A 17,811-nucleotide genomic window follows, 5' to 3' on the forward strand; every position below is an offset into this window, starting at 1 on the left:
CTGGAACGGGTGGGTAGTGCGTCAGGCGCCGAGCGTGCAGTCTCCGGCAGCCGCGGAGATGCAGGTCTGCACCCGCTCCCCCTCGGCGTGTTCCTTGCCGGACCGAAGGTCGACGACATGCCCCTTCTCCAGGGGCACCACACAAGTCTGACAGATTCCCATCCGGCAGCCGAACGGCATCAGCGCGCCGGCGCTCTCACCGGCCTCGAGCAGGGTCGTCGCACCGTCGACGGTGACGACCTTTCCGGACTTGGCGAAGGTCACCGTGCCGCCGGCGCCGGAGGTGTCCGCGCGGGAGACGGCGAAGCGTTCCAGATGCAGCCGCTCCGGCAGGCCCGCGGAATCCCAGAACCGCTCGATGTCGTCGAGCATCGCCTGCGGTCCGCACGCCCACACCTGGCGGTCCCGCCAGTCGGGGCACACCGTGTCGAGCTCGGGGAGGGCGAACTTGCCCTGCTCCCGAGTCAGGCGCACGTACGGGTGGTACTGCTCGTGGTCCGCCCCGAATCGGGCGATCTCGTCGGCGAACATCACCTCGGGGGCGGTGGGTGCCGAGTGGATGTGCACCACGTCGGGCAGCTGGGCATGTGCCTGCTCGGAGCGGCGGTCGAGGGTGCGCAGCATCGAGATGATCGGGGTGATGCCGCTGCCCGCGGTGAGGAACAGGATCTTCGGCGGCGGGGGGTCGGACAGGACGAACTCGCCCTTGGGTTCGGCGAGCCGCACGATCGTGCCGGCGGGCACGCCGCTGACGAGGTGGGTCGAGAGGAACCCGTCCGTCATGGCCTTGACGGTGATCGAGATGAGCTTGCGGTCCCAGGTGGGCGAGGAGGTGAGCGAGTACGAACGCCAGTGCCAGCGGCCGTCGACGTGCAGTCCGATGCCGATGTACTGACCCGGTGCGTACCCGAAGTCGAAGCCCCAGCCGGGCTTGATGACGAGCGTCGCGGAGTCCGCGGTCTCGCGGCGGACCTCGACGATGCGTCCACGCAGCTCGCGCGCCGACCACAGCGGGTTGGCGAGATGCAGGTAGTCGTCGGGAAGGAGGGGTGTCGTCAGCCGCGCGGCCGCGCCACGCAGGATGTTCGACACGGATCGGTCCTTCGTCGCGACGTGCGCCGCCGGCCGCTCGATCCAGTCCTTCAGACCCATCCGATCACTTCTCCTCGTCCACGGGCTACGCCTCCGTAGGTTACCAGTTCCCTACGGAGGCGTAGGTTGAGTCGAGACGGCGATCACACTCGGAGCCGATCAGAGCAGCTCCAGTAGGAACTGCAGCTCCTGCGTGGCATACCAGGCGAGTTCGTGGTCCTCGGCGTCGCCCAGCACGAACTCCGCCTCCTCGTCGCCGAGATCGGCGGCATCGACGACCGGCAGGGCCCGGGCGATGTCCGGCTCCGCAGCGGCGAGGTCCACGTGCACCGACGCCACCGCGGACAGCGGCACCGGACCGGGCAGCCGGACCACCGCGTCGTCGAGGTCGGGACGCAGGGTCACTTCGTCGACGTCCGCGGCCACCACCACCCGGCGCAGACCGAACTCGGGCGGCGGGTCGTCGTCGGCCCGGCCGGCCAGCAGCCGCAGCGAGGCGCGAGCGGCCTCGGCCATCGCGACCTCGGCGAGTTCCTCGTCGTCGCCGGAGGTGTACGCCTCGCGCAGCGCCGGGGTGACAGCGAACGCGGTACGGCTCACCGCCTCGAACTCACCGTCGGCGACCAGCCGCTTCAACGTCTCGATGGTCGCCGGTACGTACACCCGCGTCACAACTCACCTACTGGCATCCAACAACTCCTCGAGCGACTCGTGCAGCAGCGACGTCAGCACCTCCACATCGGGCATGGCGTCGCGGTCCGCATTGAGACCGTAGTAGACGTTGCCGTCGTACGACGTCAACGCGACGCTCAGCGCCTGATTCTTCAGCAGGGGCGAGATCGGATACATCTCGAGGACCCGGGCCCCGGCGAGATAGAGGGGATGCTGCGGGCCCGGCGCGTTCGTGATCATCAGGTTGAACACGCGCTGGGAGAATCCGCTCGCGACCCGAGCCCCCACCGCATGCATGGTCGCGGGCGCGAATCCGGACAGTCGCATCATCGACCGCGCCGGTACCCGCCGGCCCTGCCGCGAGTAGGCCTCCCCGGCGTGCGAGATGTGGGACAGACGGACGACCGCGTTCGGTTCCCCGACCGGAAGGTCCACCAGGAACGTCGAGACCTCCCCGCGCGGACCCGTCTCGGACTCCTCCCGGCCCGCCTCCGGCGCGTCCGGGTCCTGTGCGTACACGGACATGGGCACCATCGCCCGGACCACCGTCGCCTCCGTCAGCGGCTCCCCGCGGGAGAGCAGCCAGTACCGCAGCGCCCCCGCGATCACCGCCAGCACGACATCGTTGACGGTGCAGCCGTACCGCGCCCGAATCTTGCGGTACAACTCTAGATCCGCCTTGACCACCGCGAACCGGCGGTTACGGGAGATCGGGGCGTTCAACGGGCTGTCGGGCGCGGACTGGGCGGCGGTGCGCGCCAACCGGCCCACCACGTCCAGCGCCTCCCCGGCCGTCGCGGCCAGATCGCCGACCGCCGCCCGCACTCCCGACACCGCCTCACCGGGCCGGGCCACCAGCTCGGCGAGCGCGCCGAGCAGCAGCGCCGAGTCGCTCGGCTCCGGCTCCGGCATCCACAACTCCTCCGGATCCACCCGGGGCGTCTCGGTGGGCTCGAAGAGGACCTGTCCGATCTCGAGTGCCTGATCGCCGTCCACCAGCGCCGAGTGGGTCTTGGTGAACAGGGCGCACCGGTCGCCGGCGAGGCCTTCGACGAGATACATCTCCCACAGCGGGCGGGAGCGGTCGAGGGGACGGGAGATCAACCGGGCCAACAGGTCGTGCAGCTGCGTTTCGGAGCCGGGCCGCGGAAGTGCCGATCGCCGCACGTGATAGGTGATGTCGAAGTCGCGGTCGTCGACCCACACCGGACGCGCCAGGCCGAGCGCGACCTCGCGCGCCTTCTGCCGGTACCGCGGCACCGCGGCCAGACGGCGCTCCACGAGCCGCAGCACGTCCTCGTAGTCGAGCCCGCCGCTCGGCTGCTCCAGGATGGCGAGCGACCCGATGTGCATGGGGGTGTTGCTCGTCTCCAGAAAGTAGAACGACGCGTCCTGAGCCGACATCCGGTGGGTCATCGCCCCGCATCCCTCTCGTCTTCGTCCCGTCGCGCCGCTCCGGCCTGCGACGGGACGTCGAGACCGAACAGCACCGTCAGTTCCGCCACCACCTCGGCGGCATCGGCGTGGTGCACGCCGACCATTCCCGCGGCGACCGCACCGTCCACGTTCACCCGCAGGTCGTCGACGAACACGCACACCGACGGCTCGAGCCCGAGACGCCGGGCCACCGCCAGGTAGCTACGCGGATCCGGTTTCGCGGTGCCCACGTCTGCGGACAGCACCACCTCGTCCACCAGCCGGCCCCGCCCCAGATCACGCAGGGGTGCGGCCGCGGCACCACCCGGATCGTTGCTGAGGATCGCGGTGCGCACGCCGCGCCGGCGCACCTCGGCGAGGATCCCGCCGAGCGCGGCCGCGTCCGTGCCGGGGCCCGCGAGCACCCCACCGAAATCGAGAACCAGTCCACGCATCGCCTCACCCTAGTTCGCGCGCACCGGTCAGGCGATGCAACGACCCGAACGACACGGCGACACCGTCGCGCGGATGTGGCACCATGACCGGCGACTCCGTCCTCTCCCGGGGTCTGTGCACCGCTGTCGGCTGTTCCGCGCCGACGTCGTCCCTCGGAACCGGGAGAATCGATGACCCCTCAGCACGACGCCCGCTACGTCCGGCGCATCGTTCCGTTCGAGCCGCCGGTGCAGCGTTGCTGCCCGGCCGGACCGCACCGCCGGCACGCGAAGCGGCGCCTCACCCCGCACGACGGCCGTTCGATGCGGGTGAAGGCCGTGCCGCCGACCGGGCGACCACTGCCGGAGGTGGATCCGGCGGCACGACGGTTCGCCGACCTCGCGGCCCGGTTGATCCTCGAAGTAGCCGACCGCCGCCGCCCGGAGCCCCAGCTCGCCGCCGTGCTCCATCCGTCGCTGCATGCGTCCGTAGCTGTCGGCGCGAGGACGAACGATGCGGGGACGGCGGTGCTCCTGCGGACCCGGCTGCGTGCGGTGGACGCCGACACCGCCGAGTTGTTCGGCTCCTACGGCCGCGGCCATCGCGTGTTCGCGCTGGCCGGCCGGATCTCGCGCCACCCCGTGTCACGCCGGACGCCGCACGGATGGCTGCTCACCACGGTGTGGCTGGGCTGACCATGCGTCCGGGCTGACCATGCGTCCGGACCGGCCACCTCCCGGCCCGGACGCACCGTCAGCGGCGGCGCTGCGCCTTGGCCTGTTTGCGTGCCGCCTCCCGGCGTTGCCGACGAGTGCCCGTCGTCCCGGGTGCGGACGCGGCCGGCGACGAGGTCGCGGAACTGCGCCGAACCTGGGCACTGCCGTCCTCGGCCGGCCCGGTGTAGGTGAGATTGCGATCGTCGTCCTCGTCGAGTCCCTTCGCGCGCAGCGTCGCCGGGGCGGGCGTGGGTGCCGGAGTCGGCGCGGGGGCGGCCGGGGTCGGAGCCGGCTTCGTCAGGGTGGGGGCGGCCTGCGCGGTGGCCGCGGCGGACGCGGCGGTGACACCGACCCCCGGGGCCGGCTGCGGCCGCGCGGCCTCGACCTGCAGGTTGAACAGGAATCCGACGGACTCCTCCTTCAGGCCCTCGAGCATCCCGACGAACATGTCGTAGCCCTCGCGCTGGTACTCCACGAGGGGATCGCGCTGGGCCATCGCCCGCAGGCCGATGCCCTCCTTGAGGTAGTCCATCTCGTAGAGGTGTTCGCGCCACTTGCGGTCGAGCACCGAGAGCAGGACCCGACGCTCGAGCTCGCGCATGCCGCCCTCCCCGGCGATGGCGTCGATCTCCGCCTCACGGCGGGCGTACGCGGCGTGCGCGTCCTTCAGCAACGCCTCGCGCAGTTCCTCCCGGCTGAGATCCGCGGGTTCGCCGTCCGGGGAGGTGGCGAGCTCCTTGTGATCGAGGCCCACCGGGTAGAGGGTCCGCAGGGCCGTCCACAGCTGCTCGAGGTCCCAGTCCTCGACGTAGCCGTCCGCGGTGGCGCCGTCGACGTAGGCGGTGACCACGTCCGTGATCATGTGCTCGACCTGGCCTTCGAGATCCTCCCCGCGCAGGATGCGGCGACGCTCGTCGTAGATGACGGTGCGCTGCTGGTTCATCACCTCGTCGTACTTCAGGACGTTCTTGCGGATCTCGAAGTTCTGCTGCTCGACCTGTGTCTGGGCGCTCTTGATGGCCTTCGAGACCATCTTCGCCTCGATCGGCACGTCGTCGGGCAGGTTCAAGCGGGTCATGATCGATTCGAGCGCCGCACCGTTGAACCGGCGCATCAACTCGTCACCGAGCGAGAGGTAGAAGCGCGACTCGCCCGGGTCTCCCTGCCGACCGGAGCGGCCGCGCAGCTGGTTGTCGATCCGGCGGGACTCGTGCCGCTCGGTGCCGAGGACGTACAGGCCGCCGGCGTCCCTGACCTTGTCGGCGTCGGCCTTGACCTCGGCGTTGATCCGATCGACCGCCTCGTCCCAGGCCGCCTCGTACTCCTCGGGCGTGTGGACCGGGTCGAGACCCCGCTTGCGCAGCTCCACGTCGGCGAGGATGTCGGGGTTGCCGCCGAGCACGATGTCGGTACCGCGGCCGGCCATGTTGGTCGCGACGGTCACCGCACCGGACCGCCCGGCCTCGGCGATGATGGTCGCCTCCTGCTCGTGGAACTTGGCGTTGAGCACGTTGTGCGGAATGCCGCGCTTGGTGAACTGCGCGGACAGGTACTCGGAGCGTTCGACGCTGGTGGTGCCGATCAGGACCGGCTGCCCCTTGGCATGCCGTTCGGCGACGTCGTCGACGACCGCCGCGAACTTCGCCGTCTCCGTCTTGTAGATCAGGTCGCCCTGGTCCACGCGGACCATCGGCTTGTTGGTCGGGATCGGGATCACCCCGAGCTCGTAGATCTGGTGCAGCTCCGCGGCCTCGGTCTCGGCGGTGCCCGTCATGCCGGAGAGCTTGTCGTAGAGGCGGAAGTAGTTCTGCAGCGTGATCGTGGCGAGCGTCTGGTTCTCCGCCTTGATCTCGACGCGTTCCTTGGCCTCGATGGCCTGGTGCATGCCCTCGTTGTAGCGACGTCCGACGAGGATGCGGCCGGTGAACTCGTCGACGATGATCACCTCGCCGTCCCGGACGATGTAGTCCTTGTCGCGCTGGTACAGCTCCTTGGCCTTGATCGCGTTGTTGAGGTAGCTCACCAGCGGCGAGTTCGCCGCCTCGTACAGGTTGTCGATGCCGAGCTGGTCCTCGACGAGCTCGACCCCCGCTTCGTGCACGCCGATGGTGCGCTTCTTGATGTCCACCTCGTAGTGGACGTCCTTCTTCAGCAGCGGCGCGATCCGCGCGAACTCGGCGTACCACTTGCTCGACGCGTCGGCCGGGCCGGAGATGATCAGCGGCGTCCGGGCCTCGTCGATGAGGATCGAGTCGACCTCGTCGACGATCGCGAAGTTGTGGCCGCGCTGCACGAGATCGTCGAGCGAGTGCGTCATGTTGTCGCGCAGGTAGTCGAAGCCGAACTCGTTGTTGGTGCCGTAGGTGATGTCGGCGGCGTATGCGGTGCGCCGCTCGGCGGGCGTCAGACCGGACAGGATCACCGCGGTCTCGAGACCGAGGGACCGGTGCACCCGGCCCATCCACTCGGAGTCGCGCTTGGCGAGGTAGTCGTTGACCGTCACCACGTGCACGCCCTCGTCGGCGATGGCATTGAGGTATGCGGGCAGCACACAGGTCAGGGTCTTGCCCTCACCGGTCTTCATCTCGGCGATGTTGCCGAAGTGCAGGGCCGCGCCGCCCATGATCTGAACCGGGTAGTGCTTCTGCCCCAGCACTCGCCACGACGCCTCGCGGGCCGTGGCGAACGCCTCGGGCAGCAACTCGTCGAGGGACTCACCCTCCTGGTAGCGACGACGGAACTCGTCCGTCTTGGCCCGCAACTGCTCGTCGGTGAGGGACTCGAACTCGGGTGAGAGGGAATCGACGTGGTCGGCGATGTGCTTGAGCCGCTTGACCATGCGACCTTCACCGACTCGGAGCAGCTTCGACAGCGACAGCACGGGCGTGTTCGTCCTCAATCTCGGGTACAGCACGGACAACGAAAATCCGGCCGAGGCCTGTATCGACCCCGGCCGGATTCCATGGTAGGCGGTCTATCGACGAGGTGACCACGGGCGACCGCTCGGCGGGGTGGCACGCACGGCGCCGCCGCTGGACGGCGCAGTGGTCACACGAGCCGGATCAACCCGTAGTCGAACGCATGCCGGCGGTAGACGACGGACGGACTGTCGGTCTCCTTGTCGTGGAACAGGTAGAAGTCGTGACCGACCAGCTCCATCTCGTACAGCGCGTCGTCGACGGTCATCGGCTCGGCTGTGTGTTCCTTCGTTCGCACGATCCGGCCGGGACCCGAGGGCTCGGGCTCGTACTGCTCCAGCGAGATCTCCGGTGAGATTCCGAGCGAGTCGTCCCGGGCGAGCTCGGCAGTGGCCTCGGCCACCGAGACGGGGGTCTTTTCCCCGTGGTGTACCTTGCGGCGGTCCTTCGTGCGGCGCAGCCGCGCCTCGAGCTTGTCCGTCACGGACTCGAAGGCAGCGTAGAAACTGTCCGCGGATGCCTCTGCGCGCACCACCGGCCCCTTGGCACGAGCGGTGATCTCGACGCGCTGGCAACTCTTCAGCTGCCGGCGATTGCGCTCGTGCTGCAACTCGACGTCGAACAGGAAGATCGTCGGGTCGAAACGTTCGAGCCGAGCGAGCTTCTCGGACACGTAGACCCGGAAGTGATCCGGGACCTCGACGTTGCGCCCCTTGACGACGACGTCGGCGCGGGGACCGTTGGACTCCGCAGTACCGGCTTCGGTCTCAGCAGCGGGAACCTTGGACTTCGAAGGGATCGTCACTCGTACCTCCCGAGTACGGCCGACGCAGCTCGCGCGCCGGCATGATCGACGAGCGCGAAATGCGCTCCGCCCGACACGACGGCTGAGGGGCGTTTTGCGCCCGCTACCTGTGTTTTCGGGTCTGAGGGCGACGGTAGTACGGAACGGCGGGGAGTGCCACCGTTCCGCTCAATTTCACGCCGTCGTCACCTGACGGTGGGACCGATGTCCCCGACGTGCCCGGCCCCTCGGCCTGCGGCTCGGGGTCCTCCGGCTCTCATGCGGCGGCGATCACCAGCACCCCGCACGGGCGATGTCCCGCTGCCCGCAGGACCCGCACCGATTCCGTAGCGGTGGCGCCGGTGGTGACGACGTCGTCGACGAGCAGCACGTCCGCTCCCGCCGGTGGCCCGGCCCTCCGCAGCCGCACCCGCCCGGCCAGATTGCGCTGCCGCTGCGCAGCCGACAATCCCACCGAATCCCGGACAGCACGTCCGGTGACGAGAAGGCCGCAGACGTCGAGACGCCGGTCGTAACCGGCGGCCGCCCGCACCGCACGCAGCACCGGATCGCCGCCGCGAGCGCGCGCCGCGTGGGCCCTCGTCGGGGCGGGCACCGCGACGAGAGGCCCGGCGGGCAGCTCCCCCCAGCGCCGCAGCCGTGACACCGCGGTCGCCAGCGCGAGGCCGAGCGGACCGGCCAGGTCGCGCCGGCCGTGTTCCTTGGCCGCGATCACCGCGCGGCGGCGCGCACCGCCGTACGGCCCCAGGGCCCACACCGGAACGCCGGGATCGACTCGGGGCCGGACCCGGGCCGGCACGTCCGCCAGGTCCCGGGCGCAGCGCCGGCACCAGCCGACGCCGGGGCGGCCGCAACCGCCGCACTCGACGGGCAGCACCAGATCCAGCAGCGACGTCAGCACCGCGACAGTGTGACCGCCGGCCCCGACATCTCCCCGAGCCGTCAGCCCGGCAGGACGGGGACAGCCTGCAGCCCGGTCAGGCCGGGCACCTCCCGCCAGTACCGATCGCCGGCCGGATCGGCGTTGTTCAGCTGGAACACCGCCCGCGAGTCGGCCACGAACTCCGAGGTCGTCGACGCCTCGACGGCGACGACCGGCGGGGTGAGGTTGCGGCTCGGCAGGGCGTCCATTCGTGAGCCGTCGACCGCGACCTGCACGACCGGGACGTCGGAGGCGGCCCGTGCCACGACCACGGTGTCCGGGGTGCTCCAGTCCAGGGACAAGGCCGGGCTGCCGAGACCGACGGCGATCTCACGGGGTGACGTGAGCGAGAATTCCCCGTTCGATCTCTGCACGACCACCGCGACGTAGACGCGTCCGTCCACGATCATCGCCGCGCGCACGCCGTCGCGGGAGAGGCGCAGATCGCTGATCGTGTTGCCCACCGCCCGCACAGCCCCGGCATCGACGGGCAGGACCGTGATCCGGCCGGTGCCCGGCTCACGCACCGCACGCACCACGTTCGTGCCGTTGACCACGGACCACACGGAATTGTCGTCGAGTGCCCACGTAGGCCGCGTGATCGAGTCGGCCTGGAGTGCGCGCGCCGCCGGGCCGTCGCGGTACGGGCCGATCAGCAACTCGGCGGTGGCTTCCGGACGTCCGGTGTCGGCGACGGCGGCCGCCAGTTCACCGTCGTGCGACAACGCCACCGAGCGCAGGTTCGTGGCGGTGCCGAAGGTCCCGGGCACCGGAGTGACCCCGGTCTCGGCGACGCTGACCAGCCCGCCACCGCGCAGCGCGTGGAGACCGATGGTGGCGCTCGAGGTGGCCAGCGGGTTCATCGATGCGACGTCCGCGGTGGTCCAGCCGTTCGGAAACCGCTCGTCGAGGGGCTGACCGTCCGCGAGCAGGACGTACGGGCCGGTGATCTCGGCGTTGGCCAGCGTCCAGATCACCTGGGCGGCGAGCAACTCGCGGCTCTCCTTGCTCAGGGGCCGCAACCCCAGGAAGTCGATCCGGACACCCCCGAGACCGACACCGACCTGAGTGGTGCGGCCGTCGGCCTTGGTGATCGGCCCCCGCACGGACACCCCCGAGCCGAGTTCCGTGCGCACGGCCGGTGCCAGGGCTGCTTTCGGGCCCTCGATGAGCAGGTCGATCAGCTGGGCCGCGGTCTGCTCCTGAGTAGCGGCGATCCAGCGGGGGTCGGGGACGACCGTGCGCCCGGACGGGTCGACGAAGTACAGCGAACGCCGCTGGTAGCCGTTGAGGAACTGCGGGCGGTCCATGACCACGCCCGGCCCCATCTCGTCGATGCGCCACTCGCCGCCGCTGAGCACGAGGGTGATCTTGGTTTCGAACGGTCCTTCGTCGGGGCGGTAGACCCCGCCCTCCTCCAGGTGGCCGACCCGGTTGGCGCGGATGACGTACGTCGCGCGGTCGGCGCTGCGCGACTCCGGGAGCACGTCGACCTTGTCGACGATCGTCGCGCTGGCGGCGTCGTCCCACTCGGCCGACATGTCGGCGGTGAGGAACTGCCGGGCGGCGAGGTGACGATTGGCCGGGTCCGTGCTGGCGCGCAGGAAGTCCCGCAGGAGCAGGTCCGGTTCCCGCCCCGGCGCCGGAGCCGGAACCGACGTGGTGGTGGGCTCGCGAGCGATGGTGCCCACCGCCTGGGGCGACGACGAGTCCGGCAGGCTGGCACAGCCGGACACGGCGACGGTCAGGCCCGTGAGCACCGCGAGCAGCGTCTTCGTGCCCCTCATGGGGTGGCCCCCTCGGGCGGGACCGGTACCGCCGCCGGGTTCGCAGCGGTCGCGGTGTCCTCGCCGGCCTCGGCGTCCACGGACGCGTCCTCGTCCGCCGCGGGCGCACCCGGCAGCGGACGGCCCTGGACCGCGCGGACCGTGCTGGGAACGAGTGGCAGCGGGCTGCGGCCGACCTTGCGTCCCCGTTGTCGCGGGAGGGTGAGCCGGAAGCAGGACCCCAGGCCGGGTTCACCCCAGGCCTCGAGCTTGCCGTTGTGGAGGTTGGCGTCCTCGACGCTGATCGCCAGCCCGAGCCCGGTTCCGCCGGAGCGCCGCACCCGGGACGGGTCCGACCGCCAGAACCGGTTGAAGACGAGTTTCTCCTCGCCGGGCCGCAGACCGACGCCCTGGTCCCGGACGATGAACGCGGCGGCGGTGTCGTCGGCGCGCAGGCGCAGCAGGATGGGTTTGCCCTCTCCGTGGTCGATGGCGTTGGCGAGCAGATTGCGCAGGATGCGCTCGACGCGGCGCGGATCGACCTCGGCGTCGACGGGTTCACCCGGCAGGTCGACGATCAGCTCGGTGCCGCTCTCGCGGGCGAGATGCCGGACGGTGGACACCGCGGCGCGGGCACACATGCGCAGGTCGAGTTGCTCGGCGGCGAGTTCGGCGACGCCGGCGTCGTGGCGGCTGATCTCGAGCAGGTCGCCCAGCAGACTCTCGAAGCGGTCGAGCTCGGTGACGAGCAGCTCCGAGGCGCGCTTGAGGGACGGGTCGAGTTCGTCGCTGCCGTCGTGGATGAGATCGGCGGCCATCCGCACCGTCGTCAGCGGGGTACGCAGCTCGTGGCTGACGTCCGAGGTGAACCGCTTCTGCAGGTTGCCGAACTCCTCGAGCTGGGTGATCTGCCGCGACAGGCTCTCGGCCATCTCGTTGAAGGACATGGCCAGGCGCGCCATGTCGTCCTCGCCGCGTACCGGCATGCGTTCCTTGAGCCGACCGTCGGCGAACCGGACCGCGATACGCGATGCCGAGCGGATCGGCAGGACCACCTGGCGGGCGACGATCATCGAGATCGCGGCGAGCAGCACGAGCAGCACCCCGGCACCGACGAGGAGCGTGCCCCGCACCAGCGACAGTGTGTTCTCCTCGCCCGCCAGCGGGAACACCAGGTACAGCTCGAGGGTGGAGATGTCCGATGCCGTCGGCGTGCCCACGATCAGCGCCGGACCGGAGTAGCCGTCGGGATCCGACACCGTCGCGAACTGGTAGGCGATCTGGCCCTTCTGCACGAAGGCACGCAGGTTCTCGGGGATCTGGTCGGCGGGCCCGCTCGACGTCGGTGCGCGCGGACCGTCGCCCGGCACGATCAGCACCGGGTCGAAGGTGCCCGCGACGCCGGTGTCCTCGCCCGCGTCGCTGCCGCGATTGGTCAGCGCCGCAACGGCTCCGTCGAGCCGGACCTGCAGCGAGCCGGAGTCGTCGGCGCCGGCGAGTTGACCCTCGACGAGGGCGCGGGACCGCTCGACCTCCTCGGTGGCGGCGTTGATCTTCACCTCGAGCAGTCGTTCGGTGATCTGGCTGGTGAGGACGACACCGAGGACGAGCATCACGATCAGCGACAACGACAGGGTCGAGACCACGACCCGCAGTTGCAGCGATCGCCGCCACGTGTGGGCGAGCCGGTTGCTCACCGCACGTGACCACCTCAGCAGCGGCAGAGTCCTCCGGGTGATCCGCCGCCGCAGTCGGTACCCACCGATCACGGCGGTCCGGCCTTGTAGCCGACGCCCCGCACCGTCAGCACCACCTCGGGGTTCTCGGGATCCTTCTCGACCTTCGCCCGCAGCCGCTGCACGTGGACGTTCACCAGACGGGTGTCGGCCGCGTGCCGGTAGCCCCACACCTGCTCGAGCAGCACCTCACGAGTGAACACCTGCCGCGGCTTGCGCGCGAGCGCCACCAGCAGGTCGAACTCGAGCGGGGTGAGGGAGATCAGTTCGTCCCCGCGGGTGACCTTGTGAGCGGGAACGTCGATGGCGATGTCGCCGATGGAGAGCACCTCGGCCGGTTCCTGCTCGGTGCGACGGAGCCGCGCGCGGACCCGGGCCACGAGTTCCTTCGGCTTGAACGGCTTGACGATGTAGTCGTCGGCGCCGGATTCGAGTCCGAGCACCACGTCGACGGTGTCCGACTTGGCGGTGAGCATGACGATCGGCACGCCCGAGTCGGCGCGCAGCACCCGGCAGACGTCGATACCGTTCATGCCCGGGAGCATGAGGTCGAGCAGGACGAGGTCGGGCCGGATCTCCCGGACCGCGTTCAGCGCCTGCGAACCGTCCCCCACCACGTAGGGCTCGAATCCCTCGCCCCGCAGGACGATCGTAAGCATCTCGGCGAGCGCGGTGTCGTCGTCGACAACCAGAATCCTCGGCTTCATGGCTTCTATCGTGTCACTCCTCGACCGTGGTGAAGCTGATTTGAGATCTCGGCGGCGAGTTGTCGCGGATCGGCATCGGGTCCGGCAACCCGCCACGGCGACATCCACTGTCGGCGTGCGAGGTCGTCGTACACCTGTCCGGTGCGGGCCTGCAGACCCGAGTCCCGTTCGTAGGCGTCCCGGTCGCGGGCCGTGTCGGACGCGGCGCGGCTGCGGGCCCGGCGAGCCGCCAGCTCGACCGGCACCCGCAGCAGCAGCTGCAGATCCGGCACGGGCAGCGCGAACCGCTCGAACTCGAGCTCACGCACCCACTCCACCGCCGGTCCCGAACCGCCCTCGTGGTGCCGGGCGGCGGTGTAGGCGGCATTGGACGCGACGTACCGATCGAGCAGGACGATGTCGTTGTCCGCCAGGAGCTTCCGCAACCCGTCGGCGGCGTCACGGCGATCGAGGGCCCACAGCAACGCCATCGCCTCGATGCTCGAGGCGGTGTCACCGTGCCGGCCCCGCAACGCCTCGGCACCGAGGTCGGCGTGCACCGACGTCCCGTACCGCGGGAACGCAAGCGTCGAGACGACGAATCCGGCTGCGCGCCAAGCCTCGACGAGGCCGGCGGAGAGTGTCCGCTTGCCGGCCCCGTCGAGCCCCTCCACGACGATCAACGCACCCATCGGTGGTGTCCTGCGATTCCCGCGCTCAGTACCGGTAGTGCTCGGGCTTGTACGGGCCTTCGACGTCGACCCCGATGTACTCGGCCTGATCCTTGGACAGCTTGGTCAGTTCACCGCCGAGCGCCTCGACGTGGATGCGGGCGACCTTCTCGTCCAGGTGCTTGGGCAGACGGTAGACCTCGTTGTCGTACTCGTCCGGCTTGGTCCACAGCTCGATCTGGGCGATCACCTGATTGGCGAACGAGTTGCTCATCACGAACGACGGGTGGCCCGTGGCGTTGCCGAGGTTCAGCAGCCGGCCCTCGGACAGCACGAGGATGGAATGCCCGTCTGCGAAACGGAACTCGTCGACCTGCGCCTTGATGTTGATCCGGGTGACATCCGTCGCCCGCTCGAGGCCGGCCATGTCGATCTCGTTGTCGAAGTGGCCGATGTTGCCCAGGATGGCCTGGTGCTTCATGCGACGCATGTGATCGAAGGTGATGATGTCCTTGTTGCCGGTCGCGGTGATCACGATGTCGGCCTGCTCGATGAAGCCCTCGACGGTGACGACGTCGAAGCCGTCCATCAGCGCCTGCAGCGCGTTGATGGGGTCGATCTCGGTGACCGACACCCGCGCGCCCTGCCCGCGCAGCGCCTCCGCGCAGCCCTTGCCGACGTCGCCGTAGCCGCACACCAGGGCGGCCTTGCCGCCGATGAGGACGTCAGTGCCGCGGTTGATCCCGTCGAGCAGCGAGTGCCGGGTGCCGTACTTGTTGTCGAACTTGCTCTTGGTGACCGAGTCGTTGACGTTGATCGCGGGGAACGCCAGATCGCCGCCGGCCGAGAGCTGGTACAACCGCAGCACGCCGGTGGTCGTCTCCTCGGTGACGCCGCGCACCGACTCGGCGACCGCGGTCCACTTCTTGGGGTCCTGTGCGAGGGATTCGCGCAGCAGCGCCAGGAAGACCCGGTACTCGGCGGAGTCCTGGTCCTCGTCCACCGGGGGCACCACGCCTGCCTTCTCGAACTGCGCGCCCTTGAGCACCAGCATGGTGGCGTCGCCGCCGTCGTCGAGGATCATGTTGGCCGGGCGCGGGGTGCCGTCGGAGGCGGCGGGCCAGGTCAGCATCTGCTCGGCCGCCCACCAGTACTCCTCGAGCGTCTCACCCTTCCACGCGAACACCGGCACGCCCTTGGGCTCCTCCGGGGTTCCGTGCGGGCCGACGACGACCGCCGCGGCGGCGTGGTCCTGGGTCGAGAAGATATTGCACGAGGCCCAGCGCACCTCGGCGCCGAGAGCGACGAGGGTCTCGATCAGCACGGCCGTCTGGACCGTCATGTGCAGCGAGCCGGAGATCCGCGCGCCCTTCAACGGCAGCACCTCCGCGTACTCGCGGCGCAGCGCCATCAGGCCGGGCATCTCATGCTCGGCCAGCCTGATCTCCTTGCGGCCGAATTCGGCGAGGGACAGATCGGCGACCTTGAAGTCGATGCCGTTGCGCTGGTCGGCCACGAGCTTGTTGTCGGACACGTGAGGATGCCTCTCCTGTTGGCAGTCGGTTCTGCCAACAGGCTATACAACTCGCTGTTCAGTCGCGCCGGGCGGAGCGATCGATGAACGGGCCGAGCAGCTCGGCCAGGTCCGCGGCGACGTCCCGGTCGGACTCGGGCGGCATCGAGATGTAGCTCATCGCGACGCGCACGATCGCCCGCCCCAGAATGCCCGCGTCCGCCGCGGACGCCTGTACCCAACTGCGCTGGAAGGTTTCCGAGAGCCGGGCGGAGGCTCGTTCGATGAGCGGCGCCGAGTCCGTGGTGATCAGGCGCAGCAGATCCGGCTTGGCGTCGCCGCGCAGCAGCGACTGGATCAGCGGGTCGGCACTGCTCTCGACGAAGAACGAGGTGAACCCCTCGACGAGGGCGGCGCGCGCCTGTCCCACGTGGGTGTAGATCGCGTCGTCGACGGCGTCGACGAACTGATCCACCAGGCGCAGCGCGTACGCCTGAGCGAGTCCCTGCCGCGACGAGAACTCGTTGTACAGGGTCTGTCTGCTCACACCCGCGCCCCGCGCGACGTCCGTCATGGTGACCGCGGACCAGTCACGGGCGGTGAGCAGGTCCCGCATGGCGTCGAGCACCGAATTGCGCAGCAGCATCCGGCTGGCCTCGTGGAACGGTACGCGCTGCCGGTCTCCGGGTTCCCCGGCTCGCGGAGGCTCCCCGGCGGTGGCGGATTCGTGCACGATCGACATGCCGCGACGGTTTCACGCGAGGCCGATCCCGTCAACACGAACAGAGCTACCGGCGCGGTACCGCCGGTTCGGCGAGCACGGAGTGCCTGCGGCTGTAGGAGAAGTAGACGACCACACCGATCACCATCCACACCACGAACCGCAACCACGTCTCCACCGACAGGTTGGCCATGAGCCACAGGCAGGACAGCACCGCGAGGACCGGCACCAGCGGCACCGCGGGCACCCGGAAGCCGCGCTCGAGGTCCGGCCGGGTGCGCCGCAGCACGACCACTCCGATCGACACCAGAACGAATGCGAACAGCGTCCCGATGTTGACCATCTCCTCCAGGGCACCGAGCGGGATGAACCCGGCGAGCGCCGCCACCACGACCGTCACCAGCACGGTCGTCCGCACCGGAGTGCCGTGACGGCCCGTGTGCGAGAGACGGCGCGGAACGAGGCCGTCGCGGGCCATCGCGAACAGCACGCGGGTCTGGCCGAGCATGAGGACCATCACCACCGTGGTCAGGCCGGCGAGGGCGCCGATCGAGATGAGATTCTTGGCCCAGTCCATCCCGTTGAGAGCGAACGCCGTCGCGAGTGTCGACTCGTCCCCGGCCAGCTCCCTGTAGTTCACCATCCCGGTGAGGACGAGGCTCACCGCCACGTAGAGCACGGTGACGATCGCGAGGGACCCCAGGATCCCGATGGGCACCGCCCGCTGGGGATGCCGTGTCTCCTCCGCCGTGGTGGCGACCACGTCGAACCCGATGAAGGCGAAGAACACCAGGCTCGCCGCGGCGAGCAATCCGTACCACCCGAATGTGCTGCCCCCGGCACCGGTGAGGAACGAGAACAGCGACTGATGCAGCCCCTCCCCGGTCGACGCGGACTCCGACGGCGGTACGTACGGGGTGTAATTGTCGGTGTCGATGAAGAAGACGCCGAGCGCGACCACGAACAGGACGACGGCGATCTTGACGGAGGTGATCACCAGCGACACGCGCGAGGACAGCTTCGTTCCGGTAGCGATGAGAATTCCGATCACCACGACGATCAAGATCGCGCCCCAGTCCACCTTCACGGGTCCGACGGTGGCCACCGGGGACAGCCCGCCGAGCACCTCACCCAGATACAGCGACCAGCCCTTGCCGACCACGGCCGCAGCGAGGGCGAACTCGAGGATGAGGTCCCAGCCGATGATCCACGCGACGAACTCGCCGAACGTCGCGAAGGAGAATGTGTAGGCGCTCCCGGCCACGGGCACCGTCGACGCGAACTCGGCGTAGCACAGTGCCGCGAGCGCGCAGGCCACGGCCGCCAGCACGAACGCGAGCGACACGGACGGGCCGGCGACGTTGCCGGCCGTCCGGGCCGTCAAGGTGAAGATGCCGGCGCCGATGACGACGGCCACGCCGAACACGATCAGGTCCCACGCCGTGAGATCCTTGCGCAGCCGGGAATCCGGTTCGTCGGTGTCGAGGATCGACCGCTCCACTGACTTGGTCCGGAACAACCCGCTGCGGGACACGCCCCTGTTGTCGGTCATCGGGCACTCCCCTCGGTTTCGAGGTCGGGAGTACCCCGCGCCGCGGCAATCCATGCCACGGCGTGCGGAACCGTTCGCGCCCGAGGTGGGTCAGCCGTACCGCAGCGCAGTCGTGTCCCGGTGTCCTCGATCGCGGCGGCGTACGCTCCCGGCGTCCCGTCGATGGCCTTCGTGCACCGCGAGCCGACAC

At 69.8% G+C, this 17,811-nt stretch carries 15 protein-coding genes; 1 reads left to right on the forward strand and 14 read right to left on the reverse strand.

Going from position 1 to position 17,811, the window contains the following annotated elements:
* Nucleotides 1-21: 21 nt before the first annotated feature.
* From ACM26Y_RS16270 to ACM26Y_RS16285, 4 genes are all read right to left on the reverse strand, one after another.
* On the reverse strand, nt 22-1,152 hold the full coding sequence (locus ACM26Y_RS16270; protein WP_003939120.1) for a ferredoxin reductase: 1,131 nt from the start codon (nt 1,150-1,152) through the stop codon (nt 22-24).
* A 99-nt stretch (nt 1,153-1,251) separates the two neighbouring features.
* On the reverse strand, nt 1,252-1,764 hold the full coding sequence (locus ACM26Y_RS16275; RefSeq protein ID WP_003939119.1) for a DUF6912 family protein: 513 nt from the start codon (nt 1,762-1,764) through the stop codon (nt 1,252-1,254).
* Nucleotides 1,765-1,767: 3 nt separating this feature from the next.
* Nucleotides 1,768-3,180, reverse strand: a complete 1,413-nt coding sequence (locus ACM26Y_RS16280) for a WS/DGAT/MGAT family O-acyltransferase (RefSeq protein WP_416061375.1) — start codon at nt 3,178-3,180, stop codon at nt 1,768-1,770.
* The gene (locus ACM26Y_RS16285; RefSeq protein WP_371383602.1) at nt 3,177-3,635 is read right to left on the reverse strand and encodes an HAD-IA family hydrolase; all 459 of its coding nucleotides are present in this window, start codon (nt 3,633-3,635) and stop codon (nt 3,177-3,179) included. Before ACM26Y_RS16285 ends, ACM26Y_RS16280 begins: the two co-directional genes overlap by 4 nt.
* 171 nt (nt 3,636-3,806) lie before the next feature.
* Between ACM26Y_RS16285 and ACM26Y_RS16290 the strand changes: the two genes are divergently transcribed.
* Nucleotides 3,807-4,310, forward strand: coding sequence for an Rv3235 family protein (locus ACM26Y_RS16290; RefSeq protein WP_289377666.1), 504 nt, complete (start codon nt 3,807-3,809; stop codon nt 4,308-4,310).
* Nucleotides 4,311-4,368: 58 nt separating this feature from the next.
* Here the strand turns inward: ACM26Y_RS16290 and secA are convergent, their stop codons facing one another.
* The 10 genes from secA to ACM26Y_RS16340 form a co-directional block, all read right to left on the reverse strand.
* Complete coding sequence (secA, locus tag ACM26Y_RS16295; RefSeq protein WP_416063694.1) at nt 4,369-7,170, reverse strand: preprotein translocase subunit SecA; 2,802 nt, start codon at nt 7,168-7,170, stop codon at nt 4,369-4,371.
* Between the two features lie 209 nt (nt 7,171-7,379).
* The gene (gene hpf, locus ACM26Y_RS16300) at nt 7,380-8,054 is read right to left on the reverse strand and encodes a ribosome hibernation-promoting factor, HPF/YfiA family (protein WP_371383598.1); all 675 of its coding nucleotides are present in this window, start codon (nt 8,052-8,054) and stop codon (nt 7,380-7,382) included.
* 256 nt (nt 8,055-8,310) lie between these two features.
* Complete coding sequence (locus ACM26Y_RS16305) at nt 8,311-8,955, reverse strand: ComF family protein (RefSeq protein WP_416061376.1); 645 nt, start codon at nt 8,953-8,955, stop codon at nt 8,311-8,313.
* Between the two features lie 41 nt (nt 8,956-8,996).
* The gene (gene lpqB, locus ACM26Y_RS16310; protein ID WP_003939113.1) at nt 8,997-10,763 is read right to left on the reverse strand and encodes an MtrAB system accessory lipoprotein LpqB; all 1,767 of its coding nucleotides are present in this window, start codon (nt 10,761-10,763) and stop codon (nt 8,997-8,999) included.
* Nucleotides 10,760-12,511: an MtrAB system histidine kinase MtrB gene (gene mtrB / locus ACM26Y_RS16315; protein WP_081005307.1), complete on the reverse strand. Its 1,752-nt coding sequence runs from the start codon at nt 12,509-12,511 to the stop codon at nt 10,760-10,762. Before mtrB ends, lpqB begins: the two co-directional genes overlap by 4 nt.
* The gene (gene mtrA / locus ACM26Y_RS16320; RefSeq protein ID WP_003939111.1) at nt 12,508-13,185 is read right to left on the reverse strand and encodes an MtrAB system response regulator MtrA; all 678 of its coding nucleotides are present in this window, start codon (nt 13,183-13,185) and stop codon (nt 12,508-12,510) included. Before mtrA ends, mtrB begins: the two co-directional genes overlap by 4 nt.
* A 5-nt stretch (nt 13,186-13,190) precedes the next feature.
* Nucleotides 13,191-13,856: a dTMP kinase gene (locus tag ACM26Y_RS16325; RefSeq protein WP_003939110.1), complete on the reverse strand. Its 666-nt coding sequence runs from the start codon at nt 13,854-13,856 to the stop codon at nt 13,191-13,193.
* A gap of 25 nt (nt 13,857-13,881) precedes the next feature.
* A complete protein-coding gene (gene ahcY, locus ACM26Y_RS16330; protein ID WP_003939109.1) occupies nt 13,882-15,369 on the reverse strand; it encodes an adenosylhomocysteinase in 1,488 nt (495 codons plus the stop codon).
* A gap of 58 nt (nt 15,370-15,427) precedes the next feature.
* Nucleotides 15,428-16,090 carry a TetR/AcrR family transcriptional regulator gene (locus tag ACM26Y_RS16335; RefSeq protein WP_003939108.1) on the reverse strand — a complete coding sequence of 221 codons (663 nt, stop codon included), beginning with the start codon at nt 16,088-16,090 and terminating at the stop codon, nt 15,428-15,430.
* 46 nt (nt 16,091-16,136) lie between these two features.
* Nucleotides 16,137-17,621: an amino acid permease gene (locus tag ACM26Y_RS16340; protein WP_416061377.1), complete on the reverse strand. Its 1,485-nt coding sequence runs from the start codon at nt 17,619-17,621 to the stop codon at nt 16,137-16,139.
* Nucleotides 17,622-17,811: the final 190 nt, after the last annotated feature.

Origin of the sequence: Rhodococcus indonesiensis (genome assembly GCF_047782815.1) — a bacterium.
Lineage (GTDB): Bacteria > Actinomycetota > Actinomycetes > Mycobacteriales > Mycobacteriaceae > Rhodococcus > Rhodococcus indonesiensis.

Excerpts from the sequence above, each read along its gene's own strand:
- ACM26Y_RS16285 (WP_371383602.1), bottom strand. The coding sequence starts at position 3,635 with ATGCGTGGACTGGTTCTCGATTTCGGTGGGGTGCTCGCGGGCCCCGGC.
- lpqB (WP_003939113.1), bottom strand. The coding sequence starts at position 10,763 with ATGAGGGGCACGAAGACGCTGCTCGCGGTGCTCACGGGCCTGACCGTC.
- ACM26Y_RS16340 (WP_416061377.1), bottom strand. The coding sequence starts at position 17,621 with ATGACCGACAACAGGGGCGTGTCCCGCAGCGGGTTGTTCCGGACCAAG.
- ACM26Y_RS16280 (WP_416061375.1), bottom strand. The coding sequence starts at position 3,180 with ATGACCCACCGGATGTCGGCTCAGGACGCGTCGTTCTACTTTCTGGAG.
- ACM26Y_RS16290 (WP_289377666.1), top strand. The coding sequence starts at position 3,807 with ATGACCCCTCAGCACGACGCCCGCTACGTCCGGCGCATCGTTCCGTTC.
- ACM26Y_RS16335 (WP_003939108.1), bottom strand. The coding sequence starts at position 16,090 with ATGTCGATCGTGCACGAATCCGCCACCGCCGGGGAGCCTCCGCGAGCC.
- mtrA (WP_003939111.1), bottom strand. The coding sequence starts at position 13,185 with ATGAAGCCGAGGATTCTGGTTGTCGACGACGACACCGCGCTCGCCGAG.
- secA (WP_416063694.1), bottom strand. The coding sequence starts at position 7,170 with ATGGTCAAGCGGCTCAAGCACATCGCCGACCACGTCGATTCCCTCTCA.
- ACM26Y_RS16270 (WP_003939120.1), bottom strand. The coding sequence starts at position 1,152 with ATGGGTCTGAAGGACTGGATCGAGCGGCCGGCGGCGCACGTCGCGACG.
- ACM26Y_RS16325 (WP_003939110.1), bottom strand. The coding sequence starts at position 13,856 with ATGGGTGCGTTGATCGTCGTGGAGGGGCTCGACGGGGCCGGCAAGCGG.